This window comes from Gluconacetobacter dulcium (genome assembly GCF_014174165.1).
In the GTDB taxonomy this organism is placed as follows: domain Bacteria; phylum Pseudomonadota; class Alphaproteobacteria; order Acetobacterales; family Acetobacteraceae; genus Gluconacetobacter; species Gluconacetobacter dulcium.
Map to the genome: position 1 here is coordinate 1 of NZ_JABEQN010000009.1, position 17,710 is coordinate 17,710.

Genomic DNA, 17,710 nt, shown 5'->3' on the forward strand with positions numbered 1-17,710 from the left:
ACCTGCACGGTGAGTGTCGGCCCGCAATCGCGCAGCCAGAAGGGGCATCTGACCACCTGGCTGCAAGACCATCTGTAAGGCCCCCGGCGCGAGCATGACCATGATGACGAAAACCCGACGGGCCGGCCTGGTCCTGACCTCGGCGCTGGTGATGGCGGGGTGCACGGTCGGCCCGCGCTACCAGCCGGACCGGATGAAAGTGCCCGAGCACTTTACCGAAGACGAGCATCCGGCGACCGATGCCGAGATCGCACGCACCAATGCCGAACTGAAGGATTGGTGGCATCGCTTCAACGATGCGGAACTCGACCGGCTGGTGGATCGGGCGATCGGCGGCAATTACGATCTGCAGATCGCCGGCCAGCGCATCCTCGCCGAACGGGCGCTGCGCGACAGCCAGGCCTCTGCCTGGTATCCGCAGATCGACGCCAATACCACCAATGGTGATTCGCGCTTCTCGATCAACGTGGATAACTGGCCGATCCGGCCGGGGAACCCGATCAACCGGCCCGGTGCGTCGTATCTGTCCTATGGGGTGAGCGCGAGCTGGCAGCTCGACGTGTTCGGCCGCATCCGCCGCAGCGTGGAAGCGCAGGAGCGCGCGGTCGAGGAGACGGTCGAGGACCGGCGCGCGGTGCTGATGACGATGCTCTCGGCGCTGGTCGGCGACTATATGGTGCTGCGCGACACCCAGTTGCGGCTGGAGATCTCGAACCGCAATATCCGCGTGGCGCAGGAAGCCTATGACCTGACGCAGCGCCTGTATCTGGAAGGCGTGGGCAACACGTTGCAGATCGCGCAGGCAAAGGCGGAACTGGACAGCCAGCTTGCGGCGCGCGAGCCGCTGCGCACGCATATCGCCCAGATCACGCACGCGCTCGACGTGCTGATGGGCCAGATGCCCGGCACGACGGAAGCGGAACTGAAGATCGCCCGTCCGTTGCCCACGGTGCCGGCGTTCCCCGCGACGATGCCCTCGATCGTGCTGGCCAACCGGCCGGATATCCGTCGGGCCGAACGTGCCTATGCCGAGGCGACGGCGCGGATCGGGGTCGCGGTGGCCCAGATGTATCCGAATTTCAGCATTCCGCTGAACTTCAACCCCAATGCCTCGGCGATGTACCAGCTTTTCCAGGCGGGGGCGCTGAGCTGGCAGTTCTTCATGCTCGCCTCGCTGCCGCTGGCGCATGGCGGCAAGCTGACGGCGCAGGTGCGCGGGATGCAGGCGGCGGCGGAAGCCAGCCGCCTGACCTACCGTCAGACGGTGCTGACGGCGTTCCGCGAGGTCGAGGACGCGATGGCGGCCTGGCATGACGACGTGGAACATACCGAGCTACTGCACAAGGCGGCCGAGGACAGCCGGCTGGCCAGCGACCGGGCGCGCAAGCTCTACAGCGCCGGCCTGGTGGGCTTCCTGGAGGTGCTGACGACCGAGCGCACCGCGCTGGCGGCCGAAAACGCCGAGGCCGAGGCGCGGCTGGAGCGGTTGCAGGATGCGGTCAATCTCTACACCGCCATGGGGGCGGGCTGGCAGGGCGCGGCCGTGACCGCCACCGCGCTGCCCGTCTCGCTGGAAAAGCAGAACAGTCTTGCCCGCGCTTTCAAGGAATAGCACTGGGCTGTGCTTTCCTCATGATTCCGGGGTTGCGATCAGGGATTTCCAGATAAAGGCGCCGAGCAGGGCACCGATGAGCGGAGCTGTCCAGAACAGCCAGAGCTGCCCGAGCGCCGCCGTCTGCGCGAAGAACGCGACCGCCGTGGACCGGGCCGGATTGACCGAGGTGTTTGTGACGGGGATCGAGACAAGATGGATCAGGGTCAGGGCGAGCCCGATCGGGAGCGGCCCGAACCCGGCCGGTGCGGTTCGGGAGGTTGCGCCCAGGATGACGACCAGGAACCCCGCCGTCAGGATCGTCTCGATCAGGAAGCCGGAGAGAAGCCCGTAATGTCCGGGGGAGAGGGCGCCATAGCCGTTGGAGGCGAAGCCACCGGCCACGAAATCCGGTTTGCCGGAAGCGATGAGGTATAACAGGCTGGCAGCCAGAAGACCGCCGAGCACATGGGCGGCCCAATAGGGACCGAGCGCGTTCCACGGCAGGCGGCCGGCGGCGGCGACGCCGAGCGAAACGGCCGGGTTGAAATGGCCGCCGGAGATGCCGCCGACGGCGAAGGCCATGGTGAGGACGGTGAGGCCGAAGGCAAGTGCGACGCCTCCGAAACCGATCCCGAGTTGCGGGAAGGCCGCATCGAGGACGGCGGCGCCGCAGCCGCCGAAGACGAGCCAGAATGTGCCGAAGAATTCTGCGCCGAGCTTTTTTATCATTTTTCGAGCGTCCTTCGTCTGCGGCGTAGGCCCGCCGCGCGCGACCCGGTGTCGCAGGCGAAATTATCGCTTCATCGGGTGCGGAAAGGGCGTGAAATCATCCGGATATTACAGTCATCTTCCAGAGGGATGGTGTTGCCGGAGGGCGGTTGCGCTCGGTCCGGGCAATACGCGCATGGTGCGAGATATGGGAAACGCGCGATGGACCGTTGCCGGTGCCTGACTGGCGTTGCGGCACGGTTTGTGGCCGAGCCCGCCGCCAGTTGGACTTGTCCAGCTTTTTACCAGTCTGCGCTATGGCCGAGCTGGGTCAGGATGTTCTTGCGCAGATCGAGCAGGCGGGGGTCGTCGCGGTGGCGGTGAGGCGGCAGGTCGATCGGCAGGTCGGCGATGATGCGGGCGGGGCGGGGGCTGAAGACGACGATCCGCGTGGCCAGCAGCAGGGCTTCCTCGACATCGTGGGTGACCATGATGGCTGTGAAGCCGCGGTCGCGCCACAGGCGGTGCAGTTCGGTCTGCATCGTCAGGCGTGTCAGACTGTCCAGCTTGCCCAGCGGTTCGTCCAGGATCAGCACGCGCGGGTCGTTGACCAAGGCGCGGGCGAGGGCCGCGCGCTGGGCCATGCCGCCGGACAATTGGTGTGGCCACGCGCGTTCGAAACCCTTCAGCCCCACCAGTTCGATGGCGGCATCGACCGATGCCGGGTCCTTGCGGCCGGCGATGTCGTGGCCAAGGGCGACGTTGCCGCGCACGGTGCGCCAGGGATAGAGCGTCGGGTCCTGGAACATCACGATCCGGTCGGGACCCGGGCCGCTGATGGGGATGTCTTCGGCCAGGATCGTGCCGCCATGCGGGGGCTCCAGCCCTGCGATCAGGCGCAGCAGGGTGGATTTGCCGCAGCCCGATGGGCCGAGCAGGGCGACGAATTCTCCCGGCGCGATGCTGAGGCTGATATCGTCGAGAACCGGCGTGAACACGCCGCCGATCATGTAGCCGTGGTCGATATGGTCGAGTTCCAGCCCCAGAGGATGTGCGATGCGGGTGGGCGTGGTTACCATTTCAGGCCGTCCTTCTGCCAGGAGAGGACGCGGTCGCGCACCTTGAACAGCAGCGTGACCAGCCCCGTGCACATCAGCGACATGACCAGCAGCGCCGCATACATATTGGGATAGGCCGCCCAGCCCTGGGCCCATTGCATGTAGAAGCCCAGGCCGGATTTCACGCCCAGCATCTCGGCCACCACCAGGGTTGCGAACGAGACGCCCAGTCCCATGAACAGGCCGACGAAGATCTGCGGCATCGCGGCCGGCAGGGCGACGCGCAGGACCAGGAAGCGGTTGCGCGCGCCCATGGTGCGGGCGACGTCGTAATAGGCCGGATCGACGGCGGCGACGCCGGACCATGTCAGGATGGTGGTGGGAAAGCCGGCTGCCAGTGCCAGCAGCGCCTCGCTGGCCAGACGGCTGGAGGGGATGATGATGAAGGCCAGCGGCAGCAATGCGACGGGGGGCAGGGGGCCGATCAGGCGGATCAGCGGGCGCACCCAGTAGCGGAACCGCAGCGAACGGCCCAGCCCGATACCGATGGCGACGCCAAGTGCTGCGCCGATGCCGTAGCCGACCGCCAGCAGGCCGAGCGAATGCAGCAGGCTGTCGCCCAGCCGCCTCCAGTCGGTCAGAAACACATCCAGAAGGTCCTGCGGCGTGCCGAAGAAGGGGCGGGGCAGCCAGAGCAATTTGGCCTGTATGATTTCCCATGCCGTGAAGCCCAGGCCCAGTGCGATGGCCCATGGCGCGCGCGCGGACAGGCGGCGCAGGGCCGCCGTCACCGTCAGCGCGAGGCCGATGGTGCAGAACAGGGCCGCGAGCTGGTTGGTGTCGGGGAAATCGTCGGCGTCCGGCCAGCGCCAGGTGACTAGGGCCGCCAGGAACCATGCGGGCCCGGCGACCCAGGGCAGCAGGGGGCGACGGGAGGACGTGCCGGATTTTGTCGCTGTCTGCCCTGATGGGGTGTGCGCGGTCTGGTTCGGTGACGGCGTATTCGGTGAACTCATGTGGCGAACAGATCCTGCGTCACCTTGCCGGCATAGCGGGCGGAATCGAGCGAGGGACGGAAGACGCCGATCTGTTTCAGGGCATCGGCGTAGCGCACGACCTCGTCATGCAGCGACGGACCGAGGACCTGGTGATGGTGGCCCTGGAGGCGCAGCATGTCCGCGATGTCCTCGGCGCTGGCACGGGCGGCGAAGGGTTTGAAGATGCGACCGGCTTCGTCGGGGTTGCAGGCGACCCAGGCGCCGGCTTCCAGGATCGCGCGCGTGACGGCCGCTGCCACGGCGGGGTCGTTGCGGATCAGGCTGCCGCGCAGGCCGATGACGCAGCAGGCGATCTGCGCCCAACTGCCGTTCATGTTGCTGTCGATTTCCACCAGGTCGAACTGGCGCTTGTAGAGATAGGAGAACGGATCGGTGCCGGTGATGGCCTGCACGTCGCCGCGTTTCAGGGCCACCGACAGCAGGTCGGCCGGGTATTGGCGCCATTGGACGTCGGATTCCGGGTCGATTCCGACTTCTTTGAGACGAATACTGAAGAAGTTTTTGTCGGGGCCGCCGATATCGGTTACGCCGATGGTCTTGCCGCGCATGTCTTCCAGCTTCGCCGGGCCGCCCTTGGGGGCAAGCATGTGCATGCAGCCAGCGTGCAGACCCGCGACGAGCTTGACGTCGAACCCCTGCTGGAGCGGCTTCAGCCAGCGTAGGGCCATGCCGGGGGCGCCGTCGGCCTTGCCGGTGGCCAGGGCTTCCAGCAACTGGTCGGTGGAGCCGGCGAAATTGACGTAATCGACGTCGAGATTATAGTGCGCGAAGAAGCCTTTCTCTTTGGCGACCGGAATCGCGGCGGTGCACGTGGAATTCTGGTTCCACGCGATGGTCAGCTTGCGGGTGGGGCCGGGTACGGGGGCGACGCTGGCCGTGCCGGCCGGGCTGCAATGGGCGGCTTCGTCCGCCATGGCGTCGAGCGGTGCAAAGGGGAGCGCCGTGGCGCCGGCCAGCAATGCGCGGCGGGAGAGGCTGGTCGTGTCGGGCATGGGCGTGGCCTTGGAGGATTCGGGCGGCGGGTCGGTTTGGATGTCCCCGGTCGGTCTGTATCGCGGGCGGCCCGCAAGGGGGTGGGACATGGCGGGGGTCTGCGCTCCGACAGGCTGCGGTCGATTTATATTAACGATATAAAATCGTTGTTGAGCATTCTTGTCTCACGATTCGGGAGAGTGCAAGCGTAAAACGGCGGGCTTGTGGTGGGGAATGAGGGAATGCCACCGAGGCCGCGGGAGCGTGTGGAATGTCTCGGCCCATGTTTTGGGAGGAAGATTGGTTCTTTTTGAAAAAAGAACTAAAAAATCTTGATCCGTTCAGGAGCCTTGTGCTTGCGGCTTAGGATTGTTCTGAACGGATCAAAGTCTCTGTGCTTCTTTTTACTTGGAAAAAGAAGACTTCAATATTTGAGTTTTATCAGGCGTAGAGATCGACACTATCTGAATCGGCTGAGGCGTTCTGGCTGCCGGTGGTGGTTTCGGAGATGATATTGCCCTGCGCGTCCTTGGTCACGATGGTGATGGAGCCGTCGCTATTGGCGATTTCGCTCGTCGTGGTGGTGGAAGACGAAGAGGACGATGACGACGAGGAAGACGTGTCGCTGCTGCTGCTCGTGCTGCTGGTGCCATACAGGCTGTCGAGCGCGCTGCCGCCGAGGCTGGAGATGGATGAAGACATGTGGCGATTCCCGTAACTCGTGGCGAAGGGTGAGAACCCCTTGCGCGGTGGACCAATTGACCCGGCCAAGAGTCCGCGACCGTATCGCTGGCAGAGTAGGGCGGGGCTAACTTAGCGCGAAGTCAGCTTTTTCTTTCAATTTGCAACAGAACATTGCAGCTCGGGTGGCCTTCTACCGTACGTCGGCGCGCAGGTGAGGGCGGCTGCGGTCCCACAGGCGCATGCCGCGCAGGGCGAGGTCGGCCATGGCGGGCAGCAGGCGGGGCTGCATCAGGTCGGGGTCGAATTCCTGCATCCGGCGGGCGTTCTCGCGGTAGCAATCCTCGACGAACTGGCGGAACGAGAAGCGGTCGAGGAAGACGTTGGCCTGGGTGACCGCGAAATCGCGCCCGTCATTGGGTTGGTGGCCGCGCCGGACCATGGCCAGCAGGCGTTTCAGCGCGCGGCCGTAATAGCGGGTGGATTTCAGGGCGCGGCGCATCGAGCCCAGGCCGCGCCGGTGCTCGCGCCAGGCCATGTAGTTGATGAAGAAGACGATGTGCCGCGTTTCCTCGAACATCAGCAGGTCGAAGATCTCGAACAGCTTTTCGGGCAGGAACTGCGACTGGCGGGCGTTCTTGAAGGCCCCGAAGCCCAGGAAGGCGTCGAGGCATTCGCCGAAGCCGAAATCGATGAACGCGGTTTCGAGGTCGGCGGGAAATTGCTCCAGGGGCTGTTCGGTCGCGTCGATGCCGTAGCGGTCGATCATCGTGCGGATCAGCTTTGCGTGACGTGCTTCCTCCAAGCCCTGGAGGACCACCGCCTCGCGCACCACCGGGTCGGTGATCTGGGGGGCGAAGGCATCCACGATCGCGCCCGCCCGGCGTTCGGTGTGGTAGACCTCCTGCCAGAACGGGATGGTGCGCAGACGGTCCAGTTCTTCCGCCGTCAGTTCCGGCCATGGCAGGGTCTCGGGGTCGAAGACCTGGTGCGTGGCGATGAACTGGCGGCAGAAGAGGGACTTGTGGGTTTCCGATCCGGCTTCGATTCGGCTCAAGCAGTCTTCTCCAGCGCCCTGGCGCCGGAAGGACGGCGGAGGAACAGACGCAGGAAACGCGCGAGGTTCGGCGCCAGTTTCGGACGCAGCAGGCGCGGATCGTAGCCGGAGAAGCGGCGTTCGTTCTCTTCCAGGCACAGATCGATCATGTCGCGCAGGCTGACATCCATGTTCGTCATGTCCTTGGCGCCGCTGACGGTGAAATTGTTATCCTGTTCCTGCACGTTGCCGTCGGCGTCGATGCTGGTGGCCAGGCCGATCCGCTCGTAGACCAGGAACACCCAGACCGCGAGAACGCGCAGCTCGAACCACGGGCGATGCCACAGGGGCATGGTCGCGCGGTGCCAGGCCAGCCAGTTGGCGAACAGCAGGATGTGACGGCATTCCTCCTGCATCACCGGCTCGAACGTCTCGGTCAGCTCGGCGGGGAAGAAACCGGAGCGCTGGGCGAGGGCGAACAGGCCGAAGGCGAAGAAGCTGTCCACGCATTCCGAGAAGCCGGTGACGAGATAGGCCCATTCGGTGTCGCGCGGCTCGATATAGGGCGGCTCGGGCGCCATCTTGATGTCGTAGGCTTCGACCAGCTTCGACAGGACTTCCTTGTGGCGGTTTTCCTCCCACGCATTGCGTGACAGGGCGTCCTTCATGTCCGGGTCGTCGATCATGCGGGCGTAGGCGGCCATGCGCAGGCGGGCCTTGCCCTCGGTCTGCACCGCGATGTCCCAGATTGGCAGGGAGGTGACGCGCCGCAGCGTTTCCGGGTCCAGCTTCGGCCATGCGATGACCGAGGGCTTGTACGGGTTGAACGTGTCGCGGAACATTTCCGCCACCGCGCGCTTGTGCTCAGGCGAGCCTGGTTTGAGCGGGCCGGGGACCGGGCTGGACCAGTGACGGGCGTTGAAATCGGCCTCGGCGACCGTTTTCGTGTCGGCGCCCTTGGGGTCGATCGCCTCGGGGAGGGAGGAATAGATATCGGAGAGAGAGGTCATGCTTCGCAAGCTCGCACAATGAGTACAGACGTCGGTCCGGCCTGGATCAGGCCGGACCGAACGTCACCTTGCGGCCCCCCCTGCGATGGGGGGGATGAGGGGGGCCAGCGATCAGTGGATGTCGGAGATCGTGGAAATGATCCGTGTCACCAGGCCGTAGGCGATCGCCTCTTCGGCCGACATCCAGTAATTCCGGTCGGTATCGCGGCAGATCTTTTCGTATTCCTGCCCGGTTTCGCGCGCGAACAGGCGGTTCAGCCGCTCGCGCATCTTCACGATTTCCCGCGCCTCGATGTCGATATCGGTGGCGGGGCCGCGCACGCCGCCCATCGGCTGGTGCAGCAGGAAGCGGGTGTTGGGCAGGCAGTAGCGGCGCTGGGGGTTGCCGGCGGCGAAGATCAGCGCGCCGGCCGAGGCGACCCAGCCGGTGCCGATCACGTTCACCGGGGCGACCGAATCGACGAAGCGGATCATGTCGTGGATCGTGTCGCCGCTTTCGACGTGGCCGCCGGGCGAGTTGACATACACGTCGATCGGCTTGTCGGACGCGCCGGCCAGCGCCAGCAGGCGGCCGGTGACGTCGCGCGCCAGCTTGTCGTTGATCGCGCCGAACACCAGCACCTTGCGCTGGTCGAACAGGCGGCTTTCAAGCTCGTTGACCGGGGAGGACAGGGTCTTGTTGTCGTCGGGCTCTTTCGGCTCGGGACCCTGGGGCTCGGGGATGTCGGGACCGTTGGGGTCTTCGTCATCCATCCGGATACGGTGGTTCGGCTGCATGCCGTTCAGCATCATAATCTCCCTGTATCCAGGACTGGTCTTCGTCATCGTTCTATCCTGCGCCGCCTTCGGCCCGGTGCCAAGACCCGTCCTTGTCCGCCTCTCTCGCTAAAGGTTCGGGGGCGGGTTAGTAAGGGGGTGGGTAGTCGTGCCCCGAATGGAATACGGCCGCCAGACGCTGGTCATGGAGAGAAGATGGGTATGAAAGCGCCGCTGCCAAGAGACCGCGTGGCTTTGGCCGGCCCGGCGGGCCGCCGGGGGGCGGCCGTGGGCGCGGCGCTGGCGGGGATGCTGGCCGGCCTGTTGCCCCTGGGCGGCTGCGCCCATCGCGATGCCGTGGATACCACGCTGGACTGGTGGCATCAGTATCAGGGCGGGGTGATCGCCCAGCAGCGGCCGCCGCCGCCGGGGGCGCATGATCCCTATCCCGCCGTGGGCCTGACCCCGACCACGCCGCCTGTGTTGCCCTCGGCCGAGCGGCGGCAGGATGTGACCGAAGCCCTGATCGAACAGCGCAATCTGGCGCACCGGATGGCGGCGGAGGTCGGGCCGCTGACGAATACGGTCGTTCCGGCACCGGCACCGGCACCGGCGCGGCCGACCGTGCCGGCGGTGGCCGCTGCCGCGTCTTCGGCGACGCTGGAGGCGGCGGAGGCGCCGCCGGCCGCGCCGGTCGTTGCGCCAAAGCCGGTCGGAAAGGCGTCTTCGGCCCCTGCTGACGACAGCGCTGGACCGCTGGTGGCGATGCCCGAGGTCGGGGAGGATGTCGGCGGGGTGGGGGGCAAGGCGCCGGCCGTGGCGGCGCCTCTGCCCGCGATTCCGGCCGCGCCGCCGACGGCGCCGCAATTTCCCGGCTTCGCCGTGCCGGCCGATGCCGCCGTCGCGGTGAGCCGTCCGGATTATGCGCTCTCCGACCCTGGCGGCACGCGCATTCTCTTTCCTGTCGGCAACGACCATCCTGTGGCAGGGCAGGAGAAGGAGATCGATAACGTGGCGCGCCATACTCCCGGCGGCCCGTTGTTCGTTCATGGCTATGGCGAGGCCGCGTCGACCGATTCGGCGGAACAGGCGCGGGCGATGGCGCTCGCGCTGCTGCGGGCTCGTGTGGTGGCCGATCGCCTGGTGGCCGATGGCGTGCCGGCGAAGGCGATCCATCTGCGTGCCCACCCCTTCGGCGATGGCGTGCGCATTCGCACGGCGGAGTAGAGCGCGGCGCGGTTGCCTGCCGGGCCTGGGCGTCGCTAATATCCGCGATTGGTGGGGAACCAGCCCGCCAGTCGCGACATGCCGCCGGAAGAGCGGCGCGAAACGGCCATCCTGAACCTTGTCGGGGGCGCTGGGTCCCCGGCAGACAGTCTCAACGAGCCAACCCATGACCGAAGAATTCCATCGCATCCGCCGCCTGCCGCCCTATGTGTTCGCCGAGGTGAACAAGGCCAAGGCCGCGGCCCGAGCCAGGGGCGAGGACATCATCGATCTGGGCATGGGCAATCCCGACAGCCCCACGCCGCCGCACATCGTGCAGAAGCTGGTGGAGACCGTTTCCAACCCACGTGCGCATGGCTATTCGGTGAGCAAGGGGATTCCCGGTCTGCGCCGGGCGCTGGCGGCTTATTACGAGCGCCGTTTCGAGGTGAAGCTGGACCCTGAGACGGAGGTGATCGCCACCCTTGGGTCGAAGGAGGGGCTGGCCAATCTGGCCGCCGCGATCACCAGCCCCGGTGACACCATTCTGGTGCCGAATCCGTCTTATCCGATCCATCAGTTCGGCTTCATCATTGCCGGGGCCTCGGTGCGCTCGATTCCCGCGACGCCGGATGAAGAGATGCTGCGGGCGCTGGACCGCGCGGTGCGCCATTCGGTGCCGAAACCGACGGCGTTGATCGTGAACTTTCCCTCCAACCCCACGGCTTATGTCGCGGACCTGGATTTCTATCGCGAACTGGTGGCCTTTGCCCGCCGGCATGAAATCTGGATCATGTCCGACCTAGCCTATGCCGAGATCTATTTCGGCGACAGGGTGCCGCCTTCGATCCTGCAGGTGCCGGGGGCGAAGGAGATCGCGGTGGAGTTCACCTCGTTGTCCAAGACCTATTCCATGGCCGGTTGGCGCATGGGATTCGCGGCCGGCAATCCGCGGCTGATCAATGCGCTGACGCGGATCAAATCCTATCTGGATTATGGCGCGTTTACGCCGATTCAGGTGGCGGCGGTCGCGGCGTTGAGCGGCCCGCAGGATTGCGTGGCCGAGATGCGCACGCTGTATCGCGACCGGCGTGACGTGCTGATCCGTGGCCTGCATGCGGCGGGGTGGGATGTGCCGTCTCCCGAGGGGTCGATGTTTGCCTGGGCGCCGCTGCCGCCGGCATTCCGCGAAATGGGGAGCGTCGATTTCTCCAAGCTGCTGCTGAAGGAAGCCGGGGTGGCGGTGGCGCCGGGGCTGGGCTTCGGCGAGTATGGCGAGGGCTTCGTGCGGATCGGGCTGGTGGAGAACACGCAGCGCCTGCGTCAGGCGACGCGCGCGATCCGGCAGTTCATGGGCCGGCATGGCGTCAATCTGCCGGACCTGGCGGGGAGTGGCCGCCGGGTGGGGAAGGAGGCGGAGCAGGCGGCCGACGCGGCGTCGGTGATCTGATCCGTCTAGGCCGGCGAGCCGGCTGTTTTTTGACCCGGACGTGGCGCGGTGGGCGCTGCGTCCGGCTGTTTGCTGAATTCAGGAACGACGACAGGATATCAGGTGACCGGACGGATGATGGCTACGGGTGGTGCGGGCGGACAGGCGGACGGAACGGGGCCGGCGCCATTGCGGATCGGCATCGCGGGGCTGGGGACGGTGGGGGCCGGGCTGGTCAAGCTGCTGCGGGGCAACGCGGCGATCGTCAGTGCCCGGGCCGGGCGGCCGGTGGTGGTGACGTCCGTGGCCGCGCGCGACCGCACCCGTGACCGGGGCATCGATCTGGACGGCGTGACCTGGCATGACGATGCGGCGGCGCTGGCGCACGACCCGGACGTGGATGTGGTGGTCGAACTGATCGGCGGGGCCGAAGGCATTGCCCGCCGGCTGGTGACTGAGGCGTTGCGGGCCGGCCGGCCGGTGGTGACGGCCAACAAGGCGCTGATCGCGGTGCATGGGGCCGAACTGGCGGCGCTGGCCGAGCAGGCGGGCGTACCGCTGATGTTCGAGGCTGCGGTGGCCGGTGGAATCCCCGCCATCAAGACCGTACGCGAAGGGCTGGCCGCCGACCGGTTGAACCGGGTGGGTGGCATTCTGAACGGCACCTGCAACTATATCATGACCGCGATGCGCGAGAGCGGCCGGGCTTTTGCCGATGTGCTGGCCGAGGCGCAGGCGCTGGGTTATGCCGAGGCCGATCCCTCGACCGACGTGGACGGCATCGACGCGGCGCACAAGCTGGCGATTCTGGCCGGGCTGGCGTTCGGGCGGCCGGTGGCGTTCTCCTCGGTCCATGTCGAGGGGATTCGCGGCATCGATGCGCTGGACCTGACCTTCGCCCAGGCGCTGGGCTATCGCATCAAGCTGCTGGGGCTGGCCCGTCGGCGCGAGGATGGGGTGGAGGCGCGCGTGCATCCCTGCCTGGTGCCGGAGAAGATGCCGATCGCGCAGGTGGATGGCGTGTTCAATGCCGTGCTGGTGGAGGGGGCGTTCGTCGGTCGGCTGATGCTGGAGGGGCGTGGCGCGGGCGAGGGGCCGACGGCTACCGCCGTGGCCGCTGATCTGATCGACATTGCGCGTGGCAATGCGGTGCCGGTCTGGGGCCGCAGCACCGATGGGCTGACGCAGGTGGAGGCGCTGCCGCGCACGGCCTTCCACGAGGAATATTATCTGCGTCTGCAGGTGCAGGACCGGCCCGGCGTGATCGCCGATGTGACGGCCGTTCTGCGCGATCATGGCGTGTCTTTGCGCAGCATGCTGCAACATGGGCGCGCCGCCGACGATATTGGTGGAGCGGACGAACCGTCCGTGCCGCTGGTGCTGGTCACACATCGGACACAGGAATCCGCCATGATGGCGGCATTGGCACGGATCGGGGCGTTGCCGGCCGTGATCGGCGAGCCGGCGATGATCCGTATCGAAGCCGGCTGACCACGCCTGCGGGCCCGCTCATCAGGCCGGCGGTGAGAACCGGCCCAGACAGTCAAGGAACAGAGTGATGACGTCCAGACCCACTACCGCCTATCAGGTTACCGACCGCAATCTTGCCCTGGAACTGGTCCGTGTGACCGAGGCGGCGGCGATGGCGGCATCGCACTGGACCGGTCGCGGCCAGAAGAACGATGCCGATGGTGCCGCCGTGGAGGCGATGCGTCTGGCGTTCGATACCGTGGCGATCGACGGCACGGTGGTGATCGGCGAGGGCGAGATGGACGAGGCGCCGATGCTGTTCATCGGCGAAAAGGTCGGTGCCGGCGGCCCGGCAATGGATATCGCCGTGGACCCGCTGGAAGGCACCAACCTGTGTGCCAAGAACATGCCTAATGCCCTGACGGTGGTGGCGCTGGCCGAGGCCGGCAATTTTTTGCATGCGCCCGACGTGTATATGGACAAGATCGTGGTCGGGCCTGACCTGCCGGAAGGTGTGGTGGATCTGGATGCCAGCATTGGTGCCAATCTGCGTGAACTGGCGCGGGCCAAACGCAAGGATATCACCGAACTGACGTTGTGCGCGCTGGAGCGCGAGCGCCATGAGGAACTCATTGCCAAGACCCGCGAGGCCGGGGCGCGGGTGATGCTGTTGAGCGACGGCGACGTGGCTGCCGCCATCGCCGCCTGTCTGCCGGATGGGCAAGTGGATATCTACGCGGGTTCGGGGGGGGCGCCGGAAGGCGTGCTGGCTGCCGCTGCCGTGCGTTGCGTGCGTGGCCAGATGCAGGGCCGGCTGCTGTTCGAGGATGATGAGCAGATCCGTCGTGCGCGGGAGATGGATCCGGGTAAGGACCCGTCGCGCAAGTTGAGCCTGTTCGACATGGCCAAGGGTGATGTTCTGTTCTCGGCCACCGGTGTGACGACCGGTCCACTGCTGCGTGGCATCCGTCGCGATGGCCGTCGTGCCGTCACGCATTCGATCGTCATGCGTTCGAAATCCGGTACGGTGCGTTTTGTCGAGGGGCATCACGATTTCAGCACCAAGACCTGGCCGGCCTACTGACGGCCGATGTCGCTTTTGACCATAGCGGACGGGACCCTGATGGACGCGGCACCTTCCGATCCGGCTGAGGGGGCGGTCGTGCTGGGGGTGCGGTCCAGCCTTGGCGGCCGGCGTTGGCTCTGGCGGGATTCCCGTCTGGCCGATGCCGGCGGGCGGATCGGGCTGATGATCGCGCAACAGGCAGGGGTGTCCGAATTGGTCGGGCAGATGCTGGCGGCGCGCGGGCTGGATGGGAACACCGCCGCGACCTTCCTGGACCCGACCCTGCGGGCGCTGATGCCTGATCCTTCCGCGTTGCAGGACATGGACGTAGCGGCTGATCGGCTGGCCGAGGCGGTGCGCCAGGGCGAGACGGTGGCCGTGTTCGGCGATTATGACGTGGATGGGGCCTGTGCCGCCGCGCTGGTGACCGGGTTGCTCCGCCAGTTGGGCTGCCCGGTGATGACCCATGTGCCGGACCGGATGACCGAGGGCTATGGCCCCAATGCTCCGGCGCTTGACGCGCTGGTGGCGCGGGGGGCGACGCTGGTGGTCTGTGTCGATTGCGGCACGGCGGCGGGCGATGTGCTGGCGACGCTGGCGGGGCGGGCTGATATCGTGGTGCTGGATCACCACAAGGCCGAGGGGCCTCCGCCCTCGGTGCTGGCGACCGTCAATCCCAACCGTCCCGACTGTGTGTCTGGCCAGCGCGGGCTGTGTGCGGCGGGCGTGGCGTTTCTGACGGCGGTGGCGACGATACGGGCGTTGCGGCGGGCTGGATGGTTTGCCGGACGGCCGGAGCCGGACCTGATGGCGTTTCTCGATATCGTGGCGCTGGCGACGGTGTGCGACGTGATGCCGCTGACCGGGCTGAACCGCGCGCTGGTGACGCAGGGACTGAAGATTCTGGCGCGGCGGCGGCGGCTTGGGCTGGATGCGCTGATGGAGGTGGCGGGCGCGCGCGATCCGCTCTCGGCCTTTACCTGCGGTTTTGCGCTGGGGCCGCGCATCAATGCCGGCGGGCGGATTGCCGAATCCGGGTTGGGGCTGGAACTGCTGCTGTGTGATGACGCGGCCGAGGCCCGGCGTCTGGCCGAGCGGCTGGATGCGGTGAACCGGCGTCGCCAGACGGTGGAGAGCACGATCCTGGACCGGGCGATGGAAGAGGCGGCGGCACAGCGTGCGGCCGGGCATGCGGTGCTGGTATTGTCGGGGCGGGACTGGCACCCTGGCGTGGTGGGCATCGTTGCCGGGCGGATCAAGGAGCGGTTCAATCGCCCGGTGCTGGTGGGCGCGGAACTGGAGGACGGCACCGTCAAGGGATCGGGCCGGTCGGTTGCCGATATCGATCTGGGGGCGGCGATCATCGCGGCACGGCAGATGGGGCTGCTGACGACGGGGGGCGGCCATGCCATGGCTGCCGGGTTCTCGCTGCCGGGCTATGGTGTGTCGGCGCTGCATGATTTCCTGAACGAGCGGTTGCGCGATGCGGCGGCGCTGCCGGATGCGGTGGATGTGCTGATTGAGGGCGTGGTGCATGTGGCCGGTGCGACGGTGGCTCTGGCGACCGATATCGGCCGGATGGCGCCCTTTGGGGCGGGTAATGACGAACCAGTGCTAGCCATTCCGCGCGTGCGGGTGGTGAGGGCCGATCGGATCGGCCGCGAGGGCGGCACGTTGCGGGTGCTGGTGGAAGGCGAGGGTGGCGGGCCGCGGCTGAAGGCGTTGCTGTTCCGTGCCGATGACCATCCTGCCGCTGCGATGCTGGAAGACCGCAACGCCCCGCCGCTGCATCTGGCAGGCTGGCTGCGCGCGGAGAACTGGAATGGCCGCACCGACGCCAGTTTCTTCATCCGCGACGCGGCCGTGGCGACCTGAGGGGTCGCTTTCGCAAAGAAAATGTCATCATCTGCCATGGGGGGCTTGACCGCCCCGCATCATCGGGATACGAACCCGGCCAAGCCAGATGTCCCATTCGTCTAGAGGCCTAGGACGCCGCCCTCTCACGGCGGCAACAGGGGTTCGAATCCCCTATGGGACGCCATTGATTTTATTGGGTTTTTCGGAAAAACCCTCCCATAAATTCCCGGTTTTTGCACCATTTTTGCACCACCGCGAGGAACGTGACATCCTGTCTCCATGGCGGGTGAGGCTACGGTTCCAGGCGGGCAAACGGTGAGCGGGCGCATTGACCCGGCTACGGGGAAGCCTCTGCCCAAAGGGGTCTCGTATCGCGGCCCCAAGCAGTACATGGCGCGCAAGGTGGTCAATGACCGCCGAGTCCAGCAGACGTTCAGCACCGCCGCACTCGCTCGACGCTGGCTCGCGGAAACTGCCGCGAAGGCCGAGCTTGGCCAGTTCGTGGATACCAGCGCGCTCGACAAGACGACCGTGGGCGAAGTCGTGCAGAAATACGCCGACGAATGCATGGCTGACCGTGATGCCGACCGGACAGGGCATATTCCGGCGATTCTGAGGGACAAGGAACTGCCTGGGGTGGCCATGTCCAAATTCTGCCCGGCTGACGTTCGCGGCTTCCGGGACAGGATGCTCGCCGCTGGCTATTCCCCGGCAACGGTGGTCAAGCGCATGAATCTGCTGGCGTCGGCGATGCAGCATGCGATTTCGGAATGGGACTTGCCCATCGTCAATCACGCCTCCGGACGGGTCGTGAAGAGGCCGGAAGGTGCGGATAAGAAGCGCAACAGACGACTCGACGAGGATGAGGACAAGGACGGGAAGACGGAGTTCGACAGGCTGATCGTGGCCGTCTCGGATTCCGTCTATCCCGACGATGTGTGGCTGGTTCGCTGGTCGATCGAGCAGGGCACCCGGCGAGGGGAAGCGATCGGTCTGCGATGGTGCGATGTCGATATCGAACGCCGACTGATCAAGCTGGGCGGTGAGGCTGGCAAGACCAAGACACACAAGCATCAGGAAGAACATGGCCCCGAAATCCGCCCCCTCACACCAGGGGCAAGACGGCTTCTGCGCGAGAAATTGGCCACATACCCCAAGCCTCCAAAGTCGGGCGACAAGGTGTTCAGCGTAGGCGCCGAGGCGGCTTTCAGCGTGCGTTACGGGCGGATGGTCAAGCGCGCCGGACTCCATAACCTGACATTCCACGACCTGCGTCATGAAGCGACCAGCCGGCTTGCCAGGCTGTTGCCAAACCCGTTGGACCTCAAGAGGGTCACGGGACATCGTGACCTGAAGAGCCTGGACAGGTATTATCAACCAGTCCCTGAGAGTATCAGCAAGCAGATCGAAGAGGCCGAACGGCTGGCTGGCATCATCGCCGACGAGGAAGACGACGATGGCGAGTAAAGAAGAACACTCACGCCGCCTGCCGGCCGTGATGGATAGCAAGCAGGCCGCAGAGTATCTGGGGTTGTCCTACGGGCGCCTGCGGAATCTTCTTTGGCTCGGCCTCGGACCCAAGTCGTTCAGCTTCGGCAAGCGTGACCGCCGCTTCCGTGTCTCTGACCTGGATGCGTTCATCGCCGCCAAGGTTGGAGACGTGGCGCCTGCGACGGCGGTCAAGCGCAGTCCAGGGAGGCCACGCAAAGGGCGTACGAGCATTGCGGCGGTAATAGCCGTGAGCGTCCTGGCTGTAGCGCTTGTGGTCGCTTGGATAATCATCGCCGCATCCATGCACTGATGGCTGGA

Annotated in this window: 16 protein-coding genes and 1 tRNA gene; 9 read left to right on the plus strand and 8 right to left on the minus strand. The window is 66.2% G+C overall.

Features of this window, described 5'->3' with window-relative positions; genetic code table 11:
• Positions 1-100: 100 nt before the first annotated feature.
• Positions 101-1,612 carry an efflux transporter outer membrane subunit gene (locus HLH25_RS08880; protein ID WP_375288966.1) on the plus strand — a complete coding sequence of 504 codons (1,512 nt, stop codon included), beginning with the start codon at positions 101-103 and terminating at the stop codon, positions 1,610-1,612.
• Positions 1,613-1,630: 18 nt separating this feature from the next.
• On the opposite strand, the gene aqpZ is transcribed toward HLH25_RS08880, so the two are convergent.
• The 8 genes from aqpZ to HLH25_RS08920 form a co-directional block, all read right to left on the minus strand.
• Entirely contained in the window at positions 1,631-2,323 is a 693-nt protein-coding gene (aqpZ, locus tag HLH25_RS08885) for an aquaporin Z (protein WP_182973731.1), read from the minus strand.
• A 281-nt stretch (positions 2,324-2,604) separates the two neighbouring features.
• A complete protein-coding gene (locus tag HLH25_RS08890) occupies positions 2,605-3,381 on the minus strand; it encodes an ABC transporter ATP-binding protein (protein ID WP_182973732.1) in 777 nt (258 codons plus the stop codon).
• Positions 3,375-4,376 carry an ABC transporter permease gene (locus HLH25_RS08895; protein ID WP_182973733.1) on the minus strand — a complete coding sequence of 334 codons (1,002 nt, stop codon included), beginning with the start codon at positions 4,374-4,376 and terminating at the stop codon, positions 3,375-3,377. Before HLH25_RS08895 ends, HLH25_RS08890 begins: the two co-directional genes overlap by 7 nt.
• Positions 4,373-5,410 (minus strand): ABC transporter substrate-binding protein, encoded by a 1,038-nt coding sequence (locus HLH25_RS08900; protein ID WP_182973734.1) that lies wholly within the window; start codon positions 5,408-5,410, stop codon positions 4,373-4,375. Before HLH25_RS08900 ends, HLH25_RS08895 begins: the two co-directional genes overlap by 4 nt.
• A 421-nt stretch (positions 5,411-5,831) precedes the next feature.
• Positions 5,832-6,092, minus strand: coding sequence for a hypothetical protein (locus HLH25_RS08905; RefSeq protein WP_182973735.1), 261 nt, complete (start codon positions 6,090-6,092; stop codon positions 5,832-5,834).
• Positions 6,093-6,264: 172 nt separating this feature from the next.
• Entirely contained in the window at positions 6,265-7,128 is an 864-nt protein-coding gene (locus HLH25_RS08910; RefSeq protein WP_182973736.1) for a hypothetical protein, read from the minus strand.
• Positions 7,125-8,117 carry a ferritin-like domain-containing protein gene (locus HLH25_RS08915; protein ID WP_182973737.1) on the minus strand — a complete coding sequence of 331 codons (993 nt, stop codon included), beginning with the start codon at positions 8,115-8,117 and terminating at the stop codon, positions 7,125-7,127. Before HLH25_RS08915 ends, HLH25_RS08910 begins: the two co-directional genes overlap by 4 nt.
• Positions 8,118-8,228: 111 nt before the next feature.
• Positions 8,229-8,903 (minus strand): ATP-dependent Clp protease proteolytic subunit, encoded by a 675-nt coding sequence (locus tag HLH25_RS08920; protein ID WP_114729646.1) that lies wholly within the window; start codon positions 8,901-8,903, stop codon positions 8,229-8,231.
• 186 nt (positions 8,904-9,089) lie between these two features.
• On the opposite strand from HLH25_RS08920, the gene HLH25_RS08925 reads away from it, so the two are divergent.
• The 8 genes from HLH25_RS08925 to HLH25_RS08960 all read left to right on the plus strand — a co-directional run bounded on the left by HLH25_RS08925 (position 9,090) and on the right by HLH25_RS08960 (position 17,702).
• Positions 9,090-10,100 carry an OmpA family protein gene (locus tag HLH25_RS08925; RefSeq protein ID WP_246401807.1) on the plus strand — a complete coding sequence of 337 codons (1,011 nt, stop codon included), beginning with the start codon at positions 9,090-9,092 and terminating at the stop codon, positions 10,098-10,100.
• A gap of 166 nt (positions 10,101-10,266) precedes the next feature.
• Entirely contained in the window at positions 10,267-11,529 is a 1,263-nt protein-coding gene (locus HLH25_RS08930; protein ID WP_182973738.1) for an LL-diaminopimelate aminotransferase, read from the plus strand.
• 117 nt (positions 11,530-11,646) lie between these two features.
• Positions 11,647-12,999 carry a homoserine dehydrogenase gene (locus HLH25_RS08935; RefSeq protein WP_182973825.1) on the plus strand — a complete coding sequence of 451 codons (1,353 nt, stop codon included), beginning with the start codon at positions 11,647-11,649 and terminating at the stop codon, positions 12,997-12,999.
• Between the two features lie 67 nt (positions 13,000-13,066).
• The gene (gene glpX / locus HLH25_RS08940) at positions 13,067-14,062 is read left to right on the plus strand and encodes a class II fructose-bisphosphatase (protein ID WP_114729634.1); all 996 of its coding nucleotides are present in this window, start codon (positions 13,067-13,069) and stop codon (positions 14,060-14,062) included.
• Positions 14,063-14,101: 39 nt separating this feature from the next.
• Positions 14,102-15,919: a single-stranded-DNA-specific exonuclease RecJ gene (recJ, locus tag HLH25_RS08945; RefSeq protein WP_182973739.1), complete on the plus strand. Its 1,818-nt coding sequence runs from the start codon at positions 14,102-14,104 to the stop codon at positions 15,917-15,919.
• A gap of 90 nt (positions 15,920-16,009) precedes the next feature.
• A tRNA-Glu gene (locus HLH25_RS08950) sits at positions 16,010-16,085 on the plus strand.
• Positions 16,086-16,180: 95 nt separating this feature from the next.
• Positions 16,181-17,368 carry a site-specific integrase gene (locus HLH25_RS08955; RefSeq protein ID WP_182973740.1) on the plus strand — a complete coding sequence of 396 codons (1,188 nt, stop codon included), beginning with the start codon at positions 16,181-16,183 and terminating at the stop codon, positions 17,366-17,368.
• Positions 17,358-17,702: a helix-turn-helix transcriptional regulator gene (locus HLH25_RS08960; RefSeq protein WP_182973741.1), complete on the plus strand. Its 345-nt coding sequence runs from the start codon at positions 17,358-17,360 to the stop codon at positions 17,700-17,702. Before HLH25_RS08955 ends, HLH25_RS08960 begins: the two co-directional genes overlap by 11 nt.
• Positions 17,703-17,710 lie beyond the last annotated feature (8 nt).